This window comes from Caballeronia glebae, from assembly GCF_001545035.1.
Classification (GTDB): domain Bacteria; phylum Pseudomonadota; class Gammaproteobacteria; order Burkholderiales; family Burkholderiaceae; genus Caballeronia; species Caballeronia glebae.
On the sequence record NZ_FCOJ02000017.1, the window covers coordinates 54,397 to 70,484 of the forward strand.

General features: G+C 63.6%; 15 protein-coding genes. 13 read left to right on the forward strand and 2 right to left on the reverse strand.

What is annotated here, in order from left to right; all coding sequences use genetic code 11:
• Positions 1-44 precede the first annotated feature (44 nt).
• From AWB82_RS14045 to AWB82_RS14075, 7 genes are read left to right on the forward strand one after another with little or no spacing between them, the layout of a single operon-like run.
• Positions 45-1,001: an ABC transporter permease gene (locus tag AWB82_RS14045; RefSeq protein ID WP_086968020.1), complete on the forward strand. Its 957-nt coding sequence runs from the start codon at positions 45-47 to the stop codon at positions 999-1,001.
• Positions 998-1,930, forward strand: a complete 933-nt coding sequence (locus AWB82_RS14050; RefSeq protein ID WP_086968022.1) for an ABC transporter permease — start codon at positions 998-1,000, stop codon at positions 1,928-1,930. Before AWB82_RS14045 ends, AWB82_RS14050 begins: the two co-directional genes overlap by 4 nt.
• Positions 1,927-3,756, forward strand: a complete 1,830-nt coding sequence (locus AWB82_RS14055) for an ABC transporter ATP-binding protein (protein WP_086968024.1) — start codon at positions 1,927-1,929, stop codon at positions 3,754-3,756. Before AWB82_RS14050 ends, AWB82_RS14055 begins: the two co-directional genes overlap by 4 nt.
• Complete coding sequence (locus AWB82_RS14060) at positions 3,753-4,067, forward strand: (2Fe-2S)-binding protein (protein ID WP_086968026.1); 315 nt, start codon at positions 3,753-3,755, stop codon at positions 4,065-4,067. Before AWB82_RS14055 ends, AWB82_RS14060 begins: the two co-directional genes overlap by 4 nt.
• The gene (locus AWB82_RS14065; RefSeq protein ID WP_086968027.1) at positions 4,052-5,440 is read left to right on the forward strand and encodes an FAD/NAD(P)-dependent oxidoreductase; all 1,389 of its coding nucleotides are present in this window, start codon (positions 4,052-4,054) and stop codon (positions 5,438-5,440) included. Before AWB82_RS14060 ends, AWB82_RS14065 begins: the two co-directional genes overlap by 16 nt.
• On the forward strand, positions 5,437-6,606 hold the full coding sequence (locus tag AWB82_RS14070; RefSeq protein WP_086968029.1) for an NAD(P)/FAD-dependent oxidoreductase: 1,170 nt from the start codon (positions 5,437-5,439) through the stop codon (positions 6,604-6,606). Before AWB82_RS14065 ends, AWB82_RS14070 begins: the two co-directional genes overlap by 4 nt.
• A complete protein-coding gene (locus AWB82_RS14075) occupies positions 6,603-7,019 on the forward strand; it encodes a helix-turn-helix domain-containing protein (protein WP_086968030.1) in 417 nt (138 codons plus the stop codon). The genes AWB82_RS14070 and AWB82_RS14075 overlap by 4 nt, the downstream gene beginning before the upstream one ends.
• Here AWB82_RS14075 and AWB82_RS14080 read toward each other — a convergent pair.
• A complete protein-coding gene (locus AWB82_RS14080; RefSeq protein WP_086968032.1) occupies positions 6,933-7,904 on the reverse strand; it encodes a LysR family transcriptional regulator in 972 nt (323 codons plus the stop codon). The two genes, AWB82_RS14075 and AWB82_RS14080, sit on opposite strands and share 87 nt — an antisense overlap.
• Positions 7,905-8,004: 100 nt before the next feature.
• Between AWB82_RS14080 and AWB82_RS14085 the strand changes: the two genes are divergently transcribed.
• The 6 genes from AWB82_RS14085 (at position 8,005) to AWB82_RS14110 (ending at position 14,370) form a co-directional block, all read left to right on the forward strand.
• Entirely contained in the window at positions 8,005-9,081 is a 1,077-nt protein-coding gene (locus tag AWB82_RS14085; RefSeq protein ID WP_086968033.1) for an ABC transporter ATP-binding protein, read from the forward strand.
• A 72-nt stretch (positions 9,082-9,153) separates the two neighbouring features.
• Positions 9,154-9,867 (forward strand): HAD-IA family hydrolase, encoded by a 714-nt coding sequence (locus tag AWB82_RS14090; RefSeq protein WP_086968036.1) that lies wholly within the window; start codon positions 9,154-9,156, stop codon positions 9,865-9,867.
• A 1-nt stretch (position 9,868) separates the two neighbouring features.
• Positions 9,869-11,209 carry an NAD(P)/FAD-dependent oxidoreductase gene (locus tag AWB82_RS14095; protein ID WP_086968038.1) on the forward strand — a complete coding sequence of 447 codons (1,341 nt, stop codon included), beginning with the start codon at positions 9,869-9,871 and terminating at the stop codon, positions 11,207-11,209.
• Between the two features lie 38 nt (positions 11,210-11,247).
• Positions 11,248-12,117, forward strand: coding sequence for an ABC transporter permease (locus tag AWB82_RS14100; RefSeq protein ID WP_235023279.1), 870 nt, complete (start codon positions 11,248-11,250; stop codon positions 12,115-12,117).
• Positions 12,118-12,122: 5 nt separating this feature from the next.
• On the forward strand, positions 12,123-12,923 hold the full coding sequence (locus AWB82_RS14105) for an ABC transporter permease (RefSeq protein ID WP_086968143.1): 801 nt from the start codon (positions 12,123-12,125) through the stop codon (positions 12,921-12,923).
• A gap of 19 nt (positions 12,924-12,942) precedes the next feature.
• Complete coding sequence (locus AWB82_RS14110) at positions 12,943-14,370, forward strand: aldehyde dehydrogenase family protein (RefSeq protein WP_086968042.1); 1,428 nt, start codon at positions 12,943-12,945, stop codon at positions 14,368-14,370.
• Here the strand turns inward: AWB82_RS14110 and AWB82_RS14115 are convergent.
• A complete protein-coding gene (locus tag AWB82_RS14115) occupies positions 14,358-16,082 on the reverse strand; it encodes a GMC family oxidoreductase (protein WP_086968045.1) in 1,725 nt (574 codons plus the stop codon). The genes AWB82_RS14110 and AWB82_RS14115 overlap by 13 nt on opposite strands.
• Positions 16,083-16,088: the final 6 nt, after the last annotated feature.

Consider the following 16,088-nt stretch of genomic DNA (forward strand, 5'->3'; position numbering starts at 1 on the left):
CGGCGCGCGCGGTCAACCCTTCAACGAGAAAGAGGCGTTATCCGATGAAATCTCATGCGCAACGACTCGTCGCAGCGCGCCTCGGCCTCGCGCTGCTCACGCTGCTGATCGTGTCGATGGTGGTGTTCGGCATCACCGGCCTGTTGCCGGGCGACGCCGCGCAACAGGCGCTCGGTCAGGCAGCGACGCCCGAACAGGTGACGGCGCTGCGGCATCAGTTCGGCCTCGATCAGCCCGCCGTCACGCGTTATTTTCAATGGCTGCTGCATGTGGTGACGGGCAACTTCGGCACCTCGTTGTCGAACAATCTGCCGGTCAGCGAACTGATCTCGACACGCCTGCCTAATTCGCTCGTGCTCGCCGGTTTGACCGCGCTCGTCTCGGTGCCGGTCGCGCTTCTGATCGGCATTCTCTCGGCGATGTATCGCGGCTCGCTCGTCGATCGCGTGCTCAACGTGCTCACGCTTTCGACCGTCGCCGTGCCCGAGTTCCTCGTCGCGACCATCGCGGTGCTGATCTTCGCGGTGAAGCTGCGCTGGCTGCCCGCGTTGTCGTATCTGTCGGACGTGTCGTCGTTCGGCGCGCTGGTGCGCACGTATGCGATGCCCGTGATGACGCTCTGCTGCGTGATCGTTGCGCAGATGGCGCGCATGACGCGCGCCGCCGTGCTCGACCAGCTCAACGCGTCGTATGTGGAAATGGCGTTGCTCAAGGGCGCATCGCCCATGCGCATCGTGTTGCGGCACGTGTTGCCGAACACCATCGGACCGATTGCCAATGCGGTCGCGCTGTCGCTGTCGTATCTCTTCGGCGGCGTGGTGATCGTCGAATCGATCTTCAACTATCCCGGTCTCGCGAGCCTCATGGTCGATGCCGTCACCAATCGCGACATGCCGCTCGTGCAGGGCTGCGTGATGGTGTTCTGCGCGGCCTATCTCGCGCTCGTGCTCATCGCCGATCTGGCTCAGATCGTCTCCAACCCGAGGCTGCGTCAACGATGAATCGGAACGTTTCTTCTCACGCCACGACCGTGATATACGATCAACCGCCCGCCGATGCGCCGCAGGAACAAGCGCCTGTCGTCGTCAAGCGCGGCCTGCTGAGCCGCCTCGTCAGCCGCTTTTCCGTGCTGGGGCTGATCGGCCTGTTCATCGTCGTGTTCTGGCTCGTGGTCGCCTTCGTCGGGCCGGTCGTCGCGCCGTACAAGGGCGGCGCATTCACGTCGACGGAAGTGTTCGGCTCGTATAGCCCAGCGCATCTGCTCGGCACCGATTATCTCGGCCGCGACATGCTGAGCCGCATTCTCTACGGCACGCAGTACACGGTCGGTCTCGCGCTCGCCGCGACGGTGGCCGCGAGCGTCATCGGCACGTTCTTCGGTCTCGTGGCCGCCGTGTCGGGACGCTGGGTCGATGAAGTGCTGAGCCGTCTGTTCGATGCGCTCATCTCGATCCCGAGCAAGATTCTCGCGCTCGTCGTGATCGCCGCGTTCGGCTCGTCCATCCCGATGCTGACGATGGTCGCCGCGCTCGCCTACATTCCCGGCGCGTTCCGGATTTCGCGCTCGCTCGCGGTGAACATCATGACGCTCGAATACGTGCAGGTAGCGAAGGCGCGCGGCGAAAAGCTCTTCTACATCGCACGCGTCGAAGTGCTGCCCAACATGATTCACCCGATGCTCGCGGACTTCGGCCTGCGCTTCGTCTTTATCGTGCTGTTGCTCTCGGGCCTGAGCTTCCTCGGTCTCGGCGTGCAGCCGCCGAACGCGGACTGGGGCTCGCTCGTGCGCGAGAACATCGGCGGGCTTTCGGAAGGCGCGCCCGCGGTGCTGATGCCGGCGGTCGCCATCGCGACGCTGACCGTCGGCGTGAATCTGCTCATCGACAGCTTGCGTCGTCATAGCGCGCGTTCACATGGAGGCGCCCAATGAACATGATCGAAGTGAAAGGCTTGCGCGTGGTCGCGGGCACGGCGCCGGACCCCGTCGTCGAGATCGTGAAGGGCGTGGACTTCACGGTGAAGAAGGGCGAAGTGCTCGCGCTGATTGGCGAGTCGGGCTCGGGCAAGACGACCATCGCGCTCGCGCTGCTCGGTCATGCGCGCGGCGGTTGCTCGATCGCGGGCGGCTCGGTGAAGATCGGCGACACGGACGTGTTGTCGCTCGATTCGAAGGGCCGTCGCGCATTGCGTGCCCGCAGGGTCGCGTATGTCGCGCAGAGCGCGTCGGCGGGCTTCAATCCGGCGCGCACGATCATGGATCAGGTCATCGAGCCCGCGCTGCTGCACAAGCTCATGACGCCCGCCGTCGCGCGTCAGAAAGCTATCGATCTCTTTCGGTCGCTTGCGTTGCCGAATCCCGAAACTATCGGCGATCGTTATCCGCATCAGGTATCGGGCGGCCAGTTGCAGCGTCTGATGGCGGCGATGGCGTTGATCACCGATCCGGCTGTCGTCGTGTTCGATGAACCGACCACCGCGCTCGACGTGACCACGCAGATCGAAGTGCTCGCCGCATTCAAGGGCGTGGTGCGCGAGCTGGGCACGACGGCTGTCTACGTATCGCACGATCTCGCGGTCGTCGCGCAGATGGCCGATCGCATCGTCGTGTTGAACGGCGGACGCGTGCGCGAGAACGGCACGACCGTGCAAGTGCTCGATGCGCCCGTCGACGACTACACGCGTCAATTGCTCGCGGCGACGCGCCGTCCCGAACTGGAACTCACGACGCCCGATGAAACGCGCGACGTCCCGCTGCTCGAAATCCGCAATCTGAGCGCGGGCTATGGACGCGTCGATGCGAACGGCGTGCCCGCCGTGCGCGTGCTCGACGACGTGAGCCTGAAGATCGCGCGCGGCACCACGCTCGGCGTGATCGGCGAATCTGGCTCGGGCAAGACCACGCTCGCGCGCGTGATCGCGGGCCTGGTCGATCGCGCGCACGGCGACGTGCTGCTCGACGGCAAGTCCTTGCCCGCGAAGTTGTCTCAACGCACGCTGGATCAATATCGTCGCGTGCAGATCGTGTTTCAAAACGCGGATACCGCGTTGAACCCGAGCCGCACCATCGCCGACATTCTCGCGCGGCCGATGAACTTCTATCACGGTCTGCGCGGCGCGGCGGCGCAAAAGCGCATGCTGGAACTGCTCGATCTCGTGAAGTTGCCTGCGTCGATTGCGAAGCGTCAGCCGGGCGGTTTGTCGGGCGGACAGAAGCAGCGCGTGAATCTCGCGCGTGCGCTCGCGGCCAAACCCGAACTCATTCTTTGCGACGAAGTGACCTCCGCGCTCGATACGGTCGTCGGCGCGGCCATTCTCGATCTGCTCGCGGAATTGCGCCGCGAGTTGAACGTGTCGTACATGTTCATCAGCCACGACATCTCGACGGTGCGCGCCATTTGCGATGAAGTCATCGTGCTGTATGCGGGTCAGTGCGTCGAAGCGGGCCAGCGCGATGCGCTGTCGCATCCGCCGTATCACCCATACACGGGTTTGCTCGTCGATTCCGTGCCCGCGCTGCGTCCCGGCTGGCTCGATTCGCGTCGCGCGATGGCGCTCGGCGCGCTGCCCGTGCTCGGTCCGGAAAGCGATGCGCCCGAGCTATGCAGCTTCCGTTCGCGTTGCGCTGCGCGCATCGACGGCAAGTGCAACATCACGCCGCCCGCGAAGAAGACCTTGCCATCGGGCGCGCAGATCTTATGTCATCACAGCGCCGACGATCTCGCGCGCATGCAGTCGATGGAAACGGTGACGGCATGAGCGGACGCTTCGTGAGAGTCGCCGAGAAAGGGCGCAAGACATTCGAGATCGTCATCGACGGCAGACGCGCGCTCGCAGCCGAAGGCGACACGCTGATGGTCGCGTTGCTCACTTCGCAGGAAGACCTGCGCGATTCGGAGTTCGGCGACGGCCGGCGCGCGGGCTTTTGCGTGATGGGCGCGTGCCAGGACTGCTGGGTGTGGACGGAACACGGAGAGCGCTTGCGCGCATGCACGACGCCAGCCGCCGAAGGCATGTCGATCGTCACGCGTCTTGCACGCGCACAGGAGGGCGTATGGCCGCGACTGTAATCGTGATCGGCGCGGGGCCGGCGGGCGTGCGCGCGGCGCAGGCGCTGGTCGAAGCGGGCTTGCGTCCCGTCGTCATCGATGAAAGCAGGCGCGACGGCGGGCAGATCTATCGTCGTCAGCCGGACGGATTCTCGCGCACGTATGAGACTTTGTACGGCACCGAAGCGCCACGCGCGCGCGCATTGCATGAATCGTTCGATGCCTTGCGACCGAAGATCGACTACGTGCCCGACACGCTCGTGTGGAACATCGAGCCGAATGCGGTGCACACGGTAAGCGGCGCGCGCCATCGCAGAATCGCGTTCGATGCGCTCATCATCTGCAGCGGCGCAACCGATCGACTGATGCCTGTTCCCGGCTGGCATCACGCGGGCGCTTATAGCCTGGGCGGTGCGCAGGTCGCGCTGAAATCGCAGGGCTGCGCGATCGGCTCGCGCGTCGTGATGATGGGCACCGGCCCGTTGCTCTATCTCGTCGCCGCGCAATACGCGAAGGCGGGCGCGACGGTCGCCGCCGTGCTCGATACATCGACGCTCGCGCAGCGCCTTCGCGCGTTGCCGCAGTTGCTCGCGATTCCTTCGACGTTGAAGAAAGGCATTGCGTTGATGCGCGTGCTGAAAGAGGCGCGTGTGCCGATTCATCGCGGCATCACGCCGGTCGAGATTCAAGGCACGCCCGAGCGTGGCGTGCAAGGCGTGCGCGTCCGGCAAGCCGATGGCGCGATGCTGAACGTGGCATGCGATGCCGTCGCGCTCGGCTATCACTTGCGCTCCGAAACGCAACTCGCCGATCTCGCGGGCTGCGAATTCCGCTTCGATCAGGCGCTGCAACAATGGCTTCCCATCGCCGATCAAGACGGCCGCAGCAACGTGAAAGACGTCTATCTCGCGGGCGATGGCGCGCGCGTGCGCGGCGCCGATGCCGCCGAGCGCGCGGGACGTCTCGCAGCGCTCGCCGTGTTGAAGGACATCGGCATGACGCGTAACGAAGCCGAAGCCGACAAGTTGCGTACGCAACTAAATCACTTCACACGTTTTGCTTCCGGCTTGCGCACCGCATTTCCGTGGCCCGCGCGTTTCGCCGCCGCATTGCCCGATGAAACCATCGTGTGCCGTTGCGAAGCGATTACGGCGGGCGACTTGCGACGCGTCGTGAACGACATGGGCGCGAAGGAAGCGAATCGCGCGAAGGCATTTTCTCGCGTCGGCATGGGCCGATGCCAGGGGCGTTTCTGCGCGCACGCGGGCGCGGAAGTTATCGCGGCCGAAGCGCGCGTGCCTCTCGAAGCGGTCGGCCGTCTGCGCGGGCAGGCGCCGGTCAAACCTCTGCCGATGGCGCTCGCGCCGCACCAGGACCTGGAGACGAGCGAATGAACGAGCGCGCCGATGTGATCGTGATCGGCGGCGGCATCGTCGGCACGACGACCGCTTTCTTCTTGCGCCGCCGCAATCGTTCCGTGATTCTGCTCGAACGCGGTCTGACGGGACAGCAGGCGAGCGGCGTGAACTTCGGCGGCGTGCGTCGACAAGGCCGCGCGCTGGAACAACTCGCGATGTCGAATCGCGCGCTGCAAACATGGCGGCATTCGCGCGAACTGCTCGGCGAAGATATCGAGTTCCTGCCATCGGGACATACGCGCGTGTGCTATCACGCGCATGACGCGGAGTACTTTCATCGCTATGCCGCCGATGCGCGCGCCTACGGCCTCGATCTCGAAGTGCTCGACGGCGCGGCCATGTTCCAACGCTTTCCTTTTCTCGGCCGCGACGTGCTCGCCGCATCCATCTCGCCGCTCGACGGCCACGCGAATCCGCGTCTCGCCGCGCCCGCGTTCGGGCGTGCGGCGGCGCGACTCGGTGCGCGCATCGTCGAGAACACGGAAGTGGTGCGCGTAGAAAAGGAAGCGGACGGCTTTCGCGTGGAAAGCGCGACGGGCGACGTGTATCGCGCCCAGCAAGTGCTGATTTGCGCGGGCGCGTGGGCCAACACGCTATCGAAGCAATTCGATGAACCCGTGCCGCTCGTCGCGCGCGGTCCGCAAATGGCCGTCACCGAACCCGTGCCATACGTCTTCAAGTTTTCGATGGGCGTCTACACGTCGGTCAAGGAAGAAAGCGTTTATTTCCGGCAGGTCGAGCGCGGCAATATCGTGCTCGGCGGTGGCACGCCCGGTCCTGCCGATGCCGACACGAGACGCGCATCCGTGCTGCCCGGGAACACCATCGCGCAGATGGCGCAGTTCCGCCGCATGGTGCCCGCATTGCGCCCGCTACACGTGATTCGCGTGTGGAGCGGCGTGGAAAGTTATCTGCCGGATTCGGAGCCGGTGATCGGCCCGAGTTCGAAAGCCGATGGCCTGTTCTACGCGTTCGGCTTCAGCGGATCGGGTTTTCAGATCGGACCGGGCGTGGGCGAAACGCTTGCCGAATTGCTCGATACGGGAAGCACGCCCATCGATCTCTCGTCGTTTTCCATCAGACGATTTCAGCGCGCTTCGCCGACGCACGCGGAATCGGCCACATCCGAGACTTCGCCATGAGCCAGGCCAATCTGCTCGACGCGCTTGCCTATATCGAAGCCAATTTCGACAAGACCGTGAGCCTCGCGCAACTCGCGGATCTCTCGGCGCTGAGCGTATCGCGCTTCGCTACCGTGTTTCGCGAGCGATTCGGGCTTTCGCCGTACAAGTACCTGTGCGAGTTGCGCGTGCGGCGCGCGCAGACCTTGTTGCTTGCCGGCGTGCCGGGATCGGTCGTCGCGAGCGAAGTGGGCTTCTTCGATCAGAGTCATCTGGCGCGGCATTTCAAGCGCTTGTGCGGCATGACGCCGAGTGCTTTCGTCGAGCGCGCGCGCAGGAAAGCGCGTTCAGCCGAGTTCGACGCCGGTCTGGGCAAGCGCGTCGCGCAAACCCAGCCGCGGGTATTGGCTTTCGACAATGCGCATGTCGCTTAACGCTTCCTGAATAATCCATTCGCGCACGCTGGCGACGATGGGCCGCATTGGTTTGTTCGGCGGCGTGAGCAGACAACAACGCCGGCTCGTGACGAGCAATTCCTCTTCGGCCGGCACGAGCGCGCCTTGCGCGAGCCAATGCGACGTCACGTTCAGCCAGCCGAGCGCGATGCCTTGCCCGAGCAAGGCAGCCTGCACGACGATTGCGTAATCGTTGAAACGCAACATACCTGCCGCATGACGCTCCTTTGAAGCGAACGCATGAAAACGCTCGTGCCAGCCGCGTTCCTCGTCATCCATCACGATGACCGTATCGCCGTGCGCGCGCGCCGCATCCGTCTGCGCGAGTTCGTGATAACGCGGATTGCAAAGCGGCAAAAGCATTTCGGGCATCACGAGCACGGCATGCTCGTCGATCTCTTCATCGTGCACAAAACGCATGCCCAGATCGACATCGACGAGCGGTCCGCCGATACGCCCCGATATCAATTGAAATCGCAAATCGACGGAAGGAAACGCTTCGTTCAGGCGGCTCATGCGCGGCATGAGCCAATGCGTGGTGAAGCCGGTCGACACGGAGAGCGTGACTGTTTCGACGCCCGTCGCGCGTGCCTCGATTTCGCGGATCGCACTCTCGATGCCGCTAAAGCCCTCGGAAATCTTGCGATAAAGAATCTCGCCGTTTTCCGTGAGTTCGATGCCGCCGCGCACGCGCTCGAAAAGCCGCACGCCGATATGGTCTTCCATGCGCGCGAGCATGCGGCTGACCGCGGGTTGACTCACATAAAGCTCTTGCGCGGCGCGCGTGAAATTACCGCAGCGCGCGGCCGCTTCGAACACGAAAAGCGCATTGGCGCTCGGCAGTTTCTTGCGAAGGTTTGGCATGACTTCATGTTATGCCCGATCCAACAATTTTGGAATTGCCGTCAAAAACATCGCGACTTAGTATTTTCCCAACCGCTCTATTTTCGACGAGACGAACGACATGGACGCACGCGCTAAAACCGGAGTGTCGATAAGATCCGCGACCAAGCACTACGGCGCGGTAACGGCGCTCGATGACGTCTCGCTCGATATCGCGCCGGGCGAATTCGTTTCGCTGCTCGGGCCTTCGGGTTCGGGCAAGACGACGCTGCTCGGCATTCTCGGCGGCTTCGTGCAGCCGAGTTCGGGCAGCGTGTGGGTGGGCGAGCGCGACATTACATTTGCGCCGCCGCACAAGCGCGATATCGGCATCGTGTTTCAGAACTACGCGCTCTTTCCGCATATGACCGTGGGCGAGAACGTCGCGTTCTCGTTGCGCGCGCGTCGCGAGCCGAAATCGACGTGGGCGAAGCGCGTCGCCGAAGCACTCGCGATGGTCGAGCTAACAGGTTATGAAAGTCGCGGCATTCATCAGCTTTCCGGCGGACAGAAGCAACGCGTGGCGCTCGCTCGCGCGATGGTGTTTCAACCGCAACTGATCCTGATGGACGAGCCTTTGTCCGCGCTCGACAAGCAATTGCGCGAGACCATGCAGATCGAATTGCGCAGGCTGCATCGCCAGCTCGGCGCGACCATCGTCAACGTAACGCACGATCAGCGCGAGGCGCTCACGATGAGCGATCGCGTCGCCGTGTTGAAAGACGGCAGGCTCGTGCAGATCGATACGCCGGAGCGCCTGTATGACCGCCCTTGCGATGCGTTCGTCGCGAGCTTCATCGGCGAAGCGACGATGCTCGACGTCACGCGCGCCGGCGACGATGCCGTGCGTCTCGGCGATACGATTCTGCGCACCGCGCATCCGTTGCCGCGCGGCGAAAAGTTGCTGCTCGCGGTGCAGACCGAAAAGCTCGTCATCGACGGCGACAACCCTCATGCGCATACGAACCGCCTGTCGTGCCGCGTGACCGAAGTGCTTTATCAAGGCGAGAGCCTGCGTGTGTTCGCCGCGCTCGCCGACGGCACGCCGATCAGTCTGCGCCAGCCCGGCAGCCACGAAGCACGCAAGCGCATTCCCGCGCCGGGCGCGTCGATGACCGTCGCGCTCGATCCGCAAGACACGATCGTCGTGTCGGCCTGATTTCCTCTCACCGCCCGTGCACGGGCGATTTCGACCGCAAACGTAGATACGCAACCCGCAAAGGATGAAGCAATGAATCTCACCGATTTCAAGGTCCTGACGTTCGATGTCGTCGGCACGCTGATCAACTTCGAAAAGGGCGTGCTCGATTCCGTGCGCCGGCTGGGCGGACCGAAGGCGAAGGACCTGACCGACGATCAGATCTTCGAGCCGTACATGGAAGGGCGCGCGAAGCATCCGGGCCGGTCGAGTCATGAAATGGCGAACGTGTATCTGCATCTCGCGAGCAAACTCGGCTTGTCCGACGACGCGCAATCCGCCGCGGCATTCCAGCGCGATGTGCTCGAATGGCCCGCATTCGAAGACTCGGTCACTGCATTGAAGCGCTTGCGCAAGCACTTTCGCCTCGTCGCAATGACCAATGCGGATCGCGTCGCGTTGTCGGCATATGCCCACACGCTCGGCGATCCGTTCGACGATAGCGTCTGCTGCGATGAAACGGGCGTTGCGAAACCCGATCCGCAATTCTTCGCCTATAACCGCGGACGTCAGGGCGCATTCGGCTACAAGTTCGGCGAGATTCTGCATACGGCGCAGAGCCAGTATCACGACATCGGCATTGCGACGAAGCTCGGTTATTCGACGTGCTGGATCGAGCGGCGTCAGGGCATGAAGGGTTTCGGCGCGACGCCCGTGCCCGAGGCCGTGACGACGCCGACCTGGAAGTTCGCGACGCTCGCCGAGCTCGCGGACGCCGTCGACGACGAAGTGCGCGCCGCCGCATAACATGCGCGCCCCGACGACACCTGCGCGCCCGCAACCCGAATCGCTATGGCGGGCGATGGCCGCGCGCGCGCCCGCCTCCGCGATGGACGCTCCGGTGAGCACGGGCTCGCCGCTCGCACGCGATCTCGATGTCGAGGTGGCGATCGTCGGCGCGGGGTATTCGGGCTTGAGCGCCGCGTATGCGCTGCAAAAGCGCGGCGTCGAATGCGCGGTGCTCGATGCGAATCCTGTCGGCTGGGGTGCGAGCGGGCGAAATGGCGGCGTAGTGTCGTCGAAGTTTCGTCTGTCGTTTCCGGCGATCGCCAGTGCGCATGGCGTCGATGTCGCGAAGCGCATGCATCGGCTCGCGCATGAAGGCGTGCGCACCGTCGAGGCGTTCATCGACGAGTTCAAGCTCGAACGCGCGCAATTCGAGCACACGGGCAGCCTGCGTTGCGCGCATACGCAACGCGCGTTGGAATCGATATGCGCCGAAGCGGACTGGGTTCGCACGACGCTCGGCGATACCTCGATGACCGTGCAGTCGAGCGCCGAAGTGGAACACGAAACGGGCTCGAAGAGCTTCGTCGGCGGCGTGTTGAGCGCGGACGCGGGCACGATCCTGCCGCTCGAATACGTGCGCGGCATCGCGGCGGCTTTGACCGTGCGCGGCGTGCCCATCTTCGAAGCGACGCCTGTCATCGAGATGTCGCGCGCGCAAGACGGCCGCGTGCTCTTGAGAGCGCCCGGCGGCACGGTGCGCGCGAAGCAGGTCATCGTCGCGACGAACGCGTATTCGAATCTGACCGAGGCCACGGCTTCGTATCATCGCGAGGTCGTGCCGTTCAGGAGCGCGATGATCGCGACCGCGCGTTTATCGCCGGAACTCGATGCGCAATTGATGATCAATCGCCGCAGCTACACCGAAACGCGCCGCATGATGAAGTGGTTCCGCAAGGTCGATGGGCGCATGCTGTTCGGCGGTCGCGACGCGTTCGGCAAGGAAGGCGAGCCGACCGGATTCGATGCGCTGCAACGCGCGATGGTCGCGCTCTTTCCGCAACTGCGCGACGTGCCGGTGGAATATCGCTGGTCGGGTTATGTCGGCATGACCTTCAACGCGCTGCCGCACGTGGGACGCAGCGACGATGCGACCACCTTCTGCCTCGGCTACAACGGCGCGGGCGTCGCGATGGCAAGTCTGATCGGCCAGCACGCCGCGGCGCTCGCGTTGGGCGAAAGGCCGGAACTCGCGTTGCTCGCGCAGGACGGTTTGCGGCCCGTGCCGTTTCATGCGTTGCGCGCGCCGGGTGTGAGACTCGTCGCCGCGTGGTATCAGTTTCTCGACGCCGTAGGTGCATGATGACGACAGCGAAACGGATTCTCCAGGACAGCCCCGCGATGCAGACAGCGACGATCGATCCATCGGTGCGCCATCAGCGTCGCGAAGACCGCGCAATGCTGATGTTGATGGCGCCCGCGTTGTTCGTGGTGGTCGTGCTGCTCGTCGTGCCGCTCGCGTGGTTGTCGTGGCAATCGTTCTATCACGACGGCGTGTTCTCGCTCGTGAACTACAGACGCGTTTTCACGGGCGCGTATCTCGACACGTTTCTGCTGACCTTCAAGCTCAGTCTCATCGTGACAGCCGTTACGCTGCTGCTCGGCTATCCGGTTGCGTATTTCGCGGCATCGATATCGCCGCGATGGAGCGCGCTCGTGCTCGGCATGGTCATCCTGCCTTTCTGGACCAGTGTGCTCGTGCGCACGTATGCGTGGCTCGTGCTCTTGCAGCGCACGGGGCTCATCAACAAGTCGCTGCTCGGCATGGGCCTGATCGAGCGCCCGTTGCAGCTTTCGTATAACCAGTTCGGCACGATCATCGCGATGGTGCACATTCTTTTGCCGTTCATGGTGCTGCCGCTTTACTCCGCGATGCAGAAGATTCCGCCGAATCTTTCGCAGGCGGGCGCGAGCCTCGGCGGTTCGCCGCTGCACGTGTTCTTGCGCGTGTTTCTGCCGCTGTCGATGAGCGGCGTGCTCGCGGGCGTTACGCTCGTCTTCGTGCTGTGCCTCGGCTTCTATATCACGCCCGAACTGATGGGCGGCGGCAAGTCGATGATGGTCTCGATGATCGTGAGCCGCAACGTCGAGATCTACAACAGTTGGGGCGCGGCAAGCTCGGTGAGCGTGGTGCTGCTCATCTGCGTGTTCGCGATCTTCTATGGCGTGAGCCGCGTGATTCCGCTCGAAAAGACGCTGGGAGCGAAATGATGCAAATGAGGCATTCCATATCGCTTGGCCGCGTGACGCTCGGTGCATCGGTCATGCTGATACTCGCGTTTCTGATGATTCCCGTGGTTATCGTCGTGCCGCTGTCTTTCTCCGATGCGCGCTTCCTGACGTTTCCGCCGCCGGCTTATTCGTGGCGCTGGTATCACGCGTTCTTCGATAACCCCGCGTGGATCGATGCGGCCAAGACCACCTTCGCGGCATCGACGTGCGCGGCCCTTATCGCCACGCCGCTCGGCATTGCGGCGGCATACGGCATCCAGTACGGATCGCACTGGTCCTTGCGGTATTTGCGCACCTTGCTGATGCTGCCGTTGATGGTGCCGATCATCATCGTCGCGGTGGGCGTGTTCTTCGTCTTCACGCAGATGGGCTATGTGAATACGCTCGGCGGTCTCGTCATCGCGGATACGATGCTCGGTCTGCCATATGTGCTGATTTCCGTCGGCGCGGATTTGCGCACGTTCGATCGCACGCAGGAGATGGTTGCGCGCAGTCTCGGCATGAATCGCTTTCGCGCGTTCATGGCGGTGACGTTGCCGCAGATAAAAGCGAGCGTGATTTCCGGCGCCGTGTTCGTGTTCATTCAGGCGCTCGATGAAACCGTGGTTGCGCTCTTCATTTCGGGCGGCAACAATCAGACGCTCACGCGTCGTATGTTCGTCACGTTGCGCGATGAAATCGATCCGACTATCGCCGCCATTAGCACGATGCTGACGGCGTTGACCTTGTGCCTCGTGATGATCGTCGTCGTGAGCCGGCGTTCTTCGGCGGCGGCGCGAGCCTGAATCTTTTAAATCAAAAGTTATGCGACATCTACAGCAGTTCTATATCGATGGTGAATGGGTCGAACCGTCGGGCAACACGCGTATGCCGGTTATCGATCCGTCGACTGAAGAAGTTATCGGCGAAGTCGCGCTAGGCGATGCGCGCGATGTCGATCGCGCGGTCGCGGCGGCGCGGCGTGCGTTTGCATCGTTTTCGCAGACGAGCGTGGAGGAGCGCGTCGCGCTGTTGAAGCGCCTGCTCGAAGCGTATGTCGCGCGTTACGACGAAATGGCCGACGTCATCTCGCGCGAGATCGGCGCGCCAACGAAGCTCGCGCATGCGTGGCAGGCCGCGCTCGGCAAGCGGCATATCGAAGAGACCTTGCGCACGGTAGAAAACTTCCCGTGGCAGCGCAGGAAGGGCACGACGCTCGTCAATCACGAACCCGTGGGCGTGGCCGCGCTCATCACGCCGTGGAACTGGCCGATCAATCAGATCGTCTGCAAGGTCGCGCCGGCGCTCGCGGCGGGATGCACGGTGGTGTTGAAGCCGAGCGAAGTATCGCCGATGAACGCCGTGCTCTTCGCGGAAATCGTCGATGCGGCGGGCGTGCCCAAAGGCGTGTTCAATCTTGTCAACGGCGATGGTCCGACGGTCGGCGCCGCGTTGAGCGCGCATCCGGATGTCGATATGGTGTCGTTCACCGGATCGACGCGCGCGGGCATCGAAATCGCGAAGCTGGCCGCGCCGACGGTGAAGCGCGTGCATCAGGAACTCGGCGGCAAGTCGGCGAACATCCTGCTCGACGATGCCGATTTCGAAGCCGCCGTTACCGCTGGCGTGAATTCATGCTTCAGCAATAGCGGTCAATCGTGCAACGCGCCGACGCGCATGCTCGTGCCCGCATCGCGTCACGATGAAGCGGTCGGCATCGCGTTGCGCGCGGCGCAAAAGCATCGCGTTGGACCGGCCAGCGATCCGGCGACGACGATGGGCCCGGTCGTAAGCGACGTGCAGTTCGGCCGCGTGCAAAGGCTGATCGATATCGGCATAGAAGAGGGCGCTGCATTGGTTGCGGGCGGCGCGGGACGCCCCGATGGATTCGAACGCGGCTACTTCGTGAAGCCGACCGTGTTCGCGAACGTGAATCCGTCGATGACCATCGCGCGCGAGGAAATCTTCGGGCCGGTGCTCGCGATCATGCCGTATCGCGATGAAGAAGAAGCGATCGACATTGCAAACGACACGCCCTATGGATTGGCGGCTTATGTGCAATCCGGCGATCAGGAACGTGCGCGGCGCGTTGCGATGAGAATGCGCGCGAGCAGTGTCTACGTGAACTATCCGGCGTGGGACCCGGGCTCGCCGTTCGGCGGCTATAAGCAGTCGGGCAACGGGCGCGAGTACGGCGAGTGGGGGCTGGAAGCGTTTCTCGAAGTGAAGGGAATCGTGGGTTACGGCGCGTAGTTCACAGCTTGCGAGGCCGGTTCCTGTTTGCCCGGGACCGCGCCGCGCAGCGTATCAGCCAGGCGTTCCGCGATCATGATCGTCGGCACGTTCGTATTGGCGCATGGAATCGACGGCATCAGCGATGCGTCGCATACGTGCAGGCCTTCGACGCCATGCACCGCGCCGCGTGCATCGGTCACGGCCAGCGGGTCCTTCGAAGAACCCATGCGGCACGTCCCCGATGGATGCCACGTGCCGCCGACATTGCGCATGACGAACTGCGTCATCGCGCTATCGTCGGAAAGCAATTCGTCGATGGTAATGCCCTGCGTCACGACGCTTTTGATCAACGCGCCGCGCAGCGGTCCGGCGATATCGAGCAACGCGCTCAACGTGCCGCGCTGCAGCGCATTCCATTTCCCCGGCACGGCCACCGCCGCCACGCGCGGTGAATAGCTCGACGCAAAGATCACATCGCGACGTGCGTCCATCGAAGGCGACGCGAGAATGGAAGCGCCGAAACGCAACGCGAGCTTGAGCCGTTCGAGATCGCGGGAATCGGAGAGCATCGCGAAATCGACGCTGGGTTCATCGAATGCACTTGCGGATGCAAGCGTCACGCGCCCGCGCGAATAAGATTTGTTGACCCAGAAGAAGATCGTGCCCAGCCGATAACCCACCGAATGCCAGCCCGAGCGCGACAGGATCGCGCCGTGCATGTCACCTTGAACGGTATTCGCGAGGCCCGACGAGAAGCGCACGATCGCCTGCTCATGATGTTCGTCGGGAAACGGCGTGCGTGCGGCGCGCGGCAAGAACGCGGACACGGCAATCGACGGATGCTCCATCAGATTGCGCCCGACGCCCGCGCGATCCGCCACCACGTCGATGCCGAGCGCGGCGAGTTCGTCGCCGGGGCCGATGCCGCTTCTCATCAGCAATGCGGGACTGTGAATAGCACCCGCCGATACGATCACGCGACGCGCCCGCAAGTCTTCACGCGTGCCATCGGCGCGAACGATGCGCGCGCCGACCGCGCGTTTGCCATCGAACAGAATGCGCTCGACGACTTCGCCGGTGCGTATCGTCAGATTGCTGCGTGCGCGCGCGGCGTCGTCGAGATAGCACACGGAAGTCGGGATGCGTTCGCCCTTCGCGCTTACCGCGATCGAACCGATGAACGTGCCGTCTTCCCAAGGCCCGTTCTGATCGTCGTGCAAGGCATGGCCGCGCTCGGCGAGTGAGCCGAGCACCCCGCGCACGAACGGAGAAATGCGCGGCGATGCGGTGCGTTGAATGCGCAACGGACCATCGTCGCCGTGCAACGGGCCTTGAAAATCGCAATCCGTTTCGAGTTTGCGAAAGTAGGGAAGGCACGCTTGCCAGTTCCAGCCATCGGCGCCGAGCGTTTCCCATTCATCGTAATCGGATGGCGAACCGCGATTGGCCATCAGCGCATTGATGGCGGAGCCGCCGCCTAAAAGCCGCGCCTGTTCATAGCGCCGCGTCGCAACGCGTTCGCTCATGCGCGCCTTCAAGGTCCGCCAGATGTTGCGCGTGTCGAGATACGCGCGGCCCGGATAGCGGCTGCGAATGGCATCGGGCATCGTGCGCGCGGAGATATCGCGGCCCGCTTCGACGAGACACACCGTTGCGTGCGCATCTTCGGAAAGGCGCGCGGCCAGCACACAGCCGGCCGAGCCGCCGCCCAGAATCAGAAAGTCGAACACGCAGGC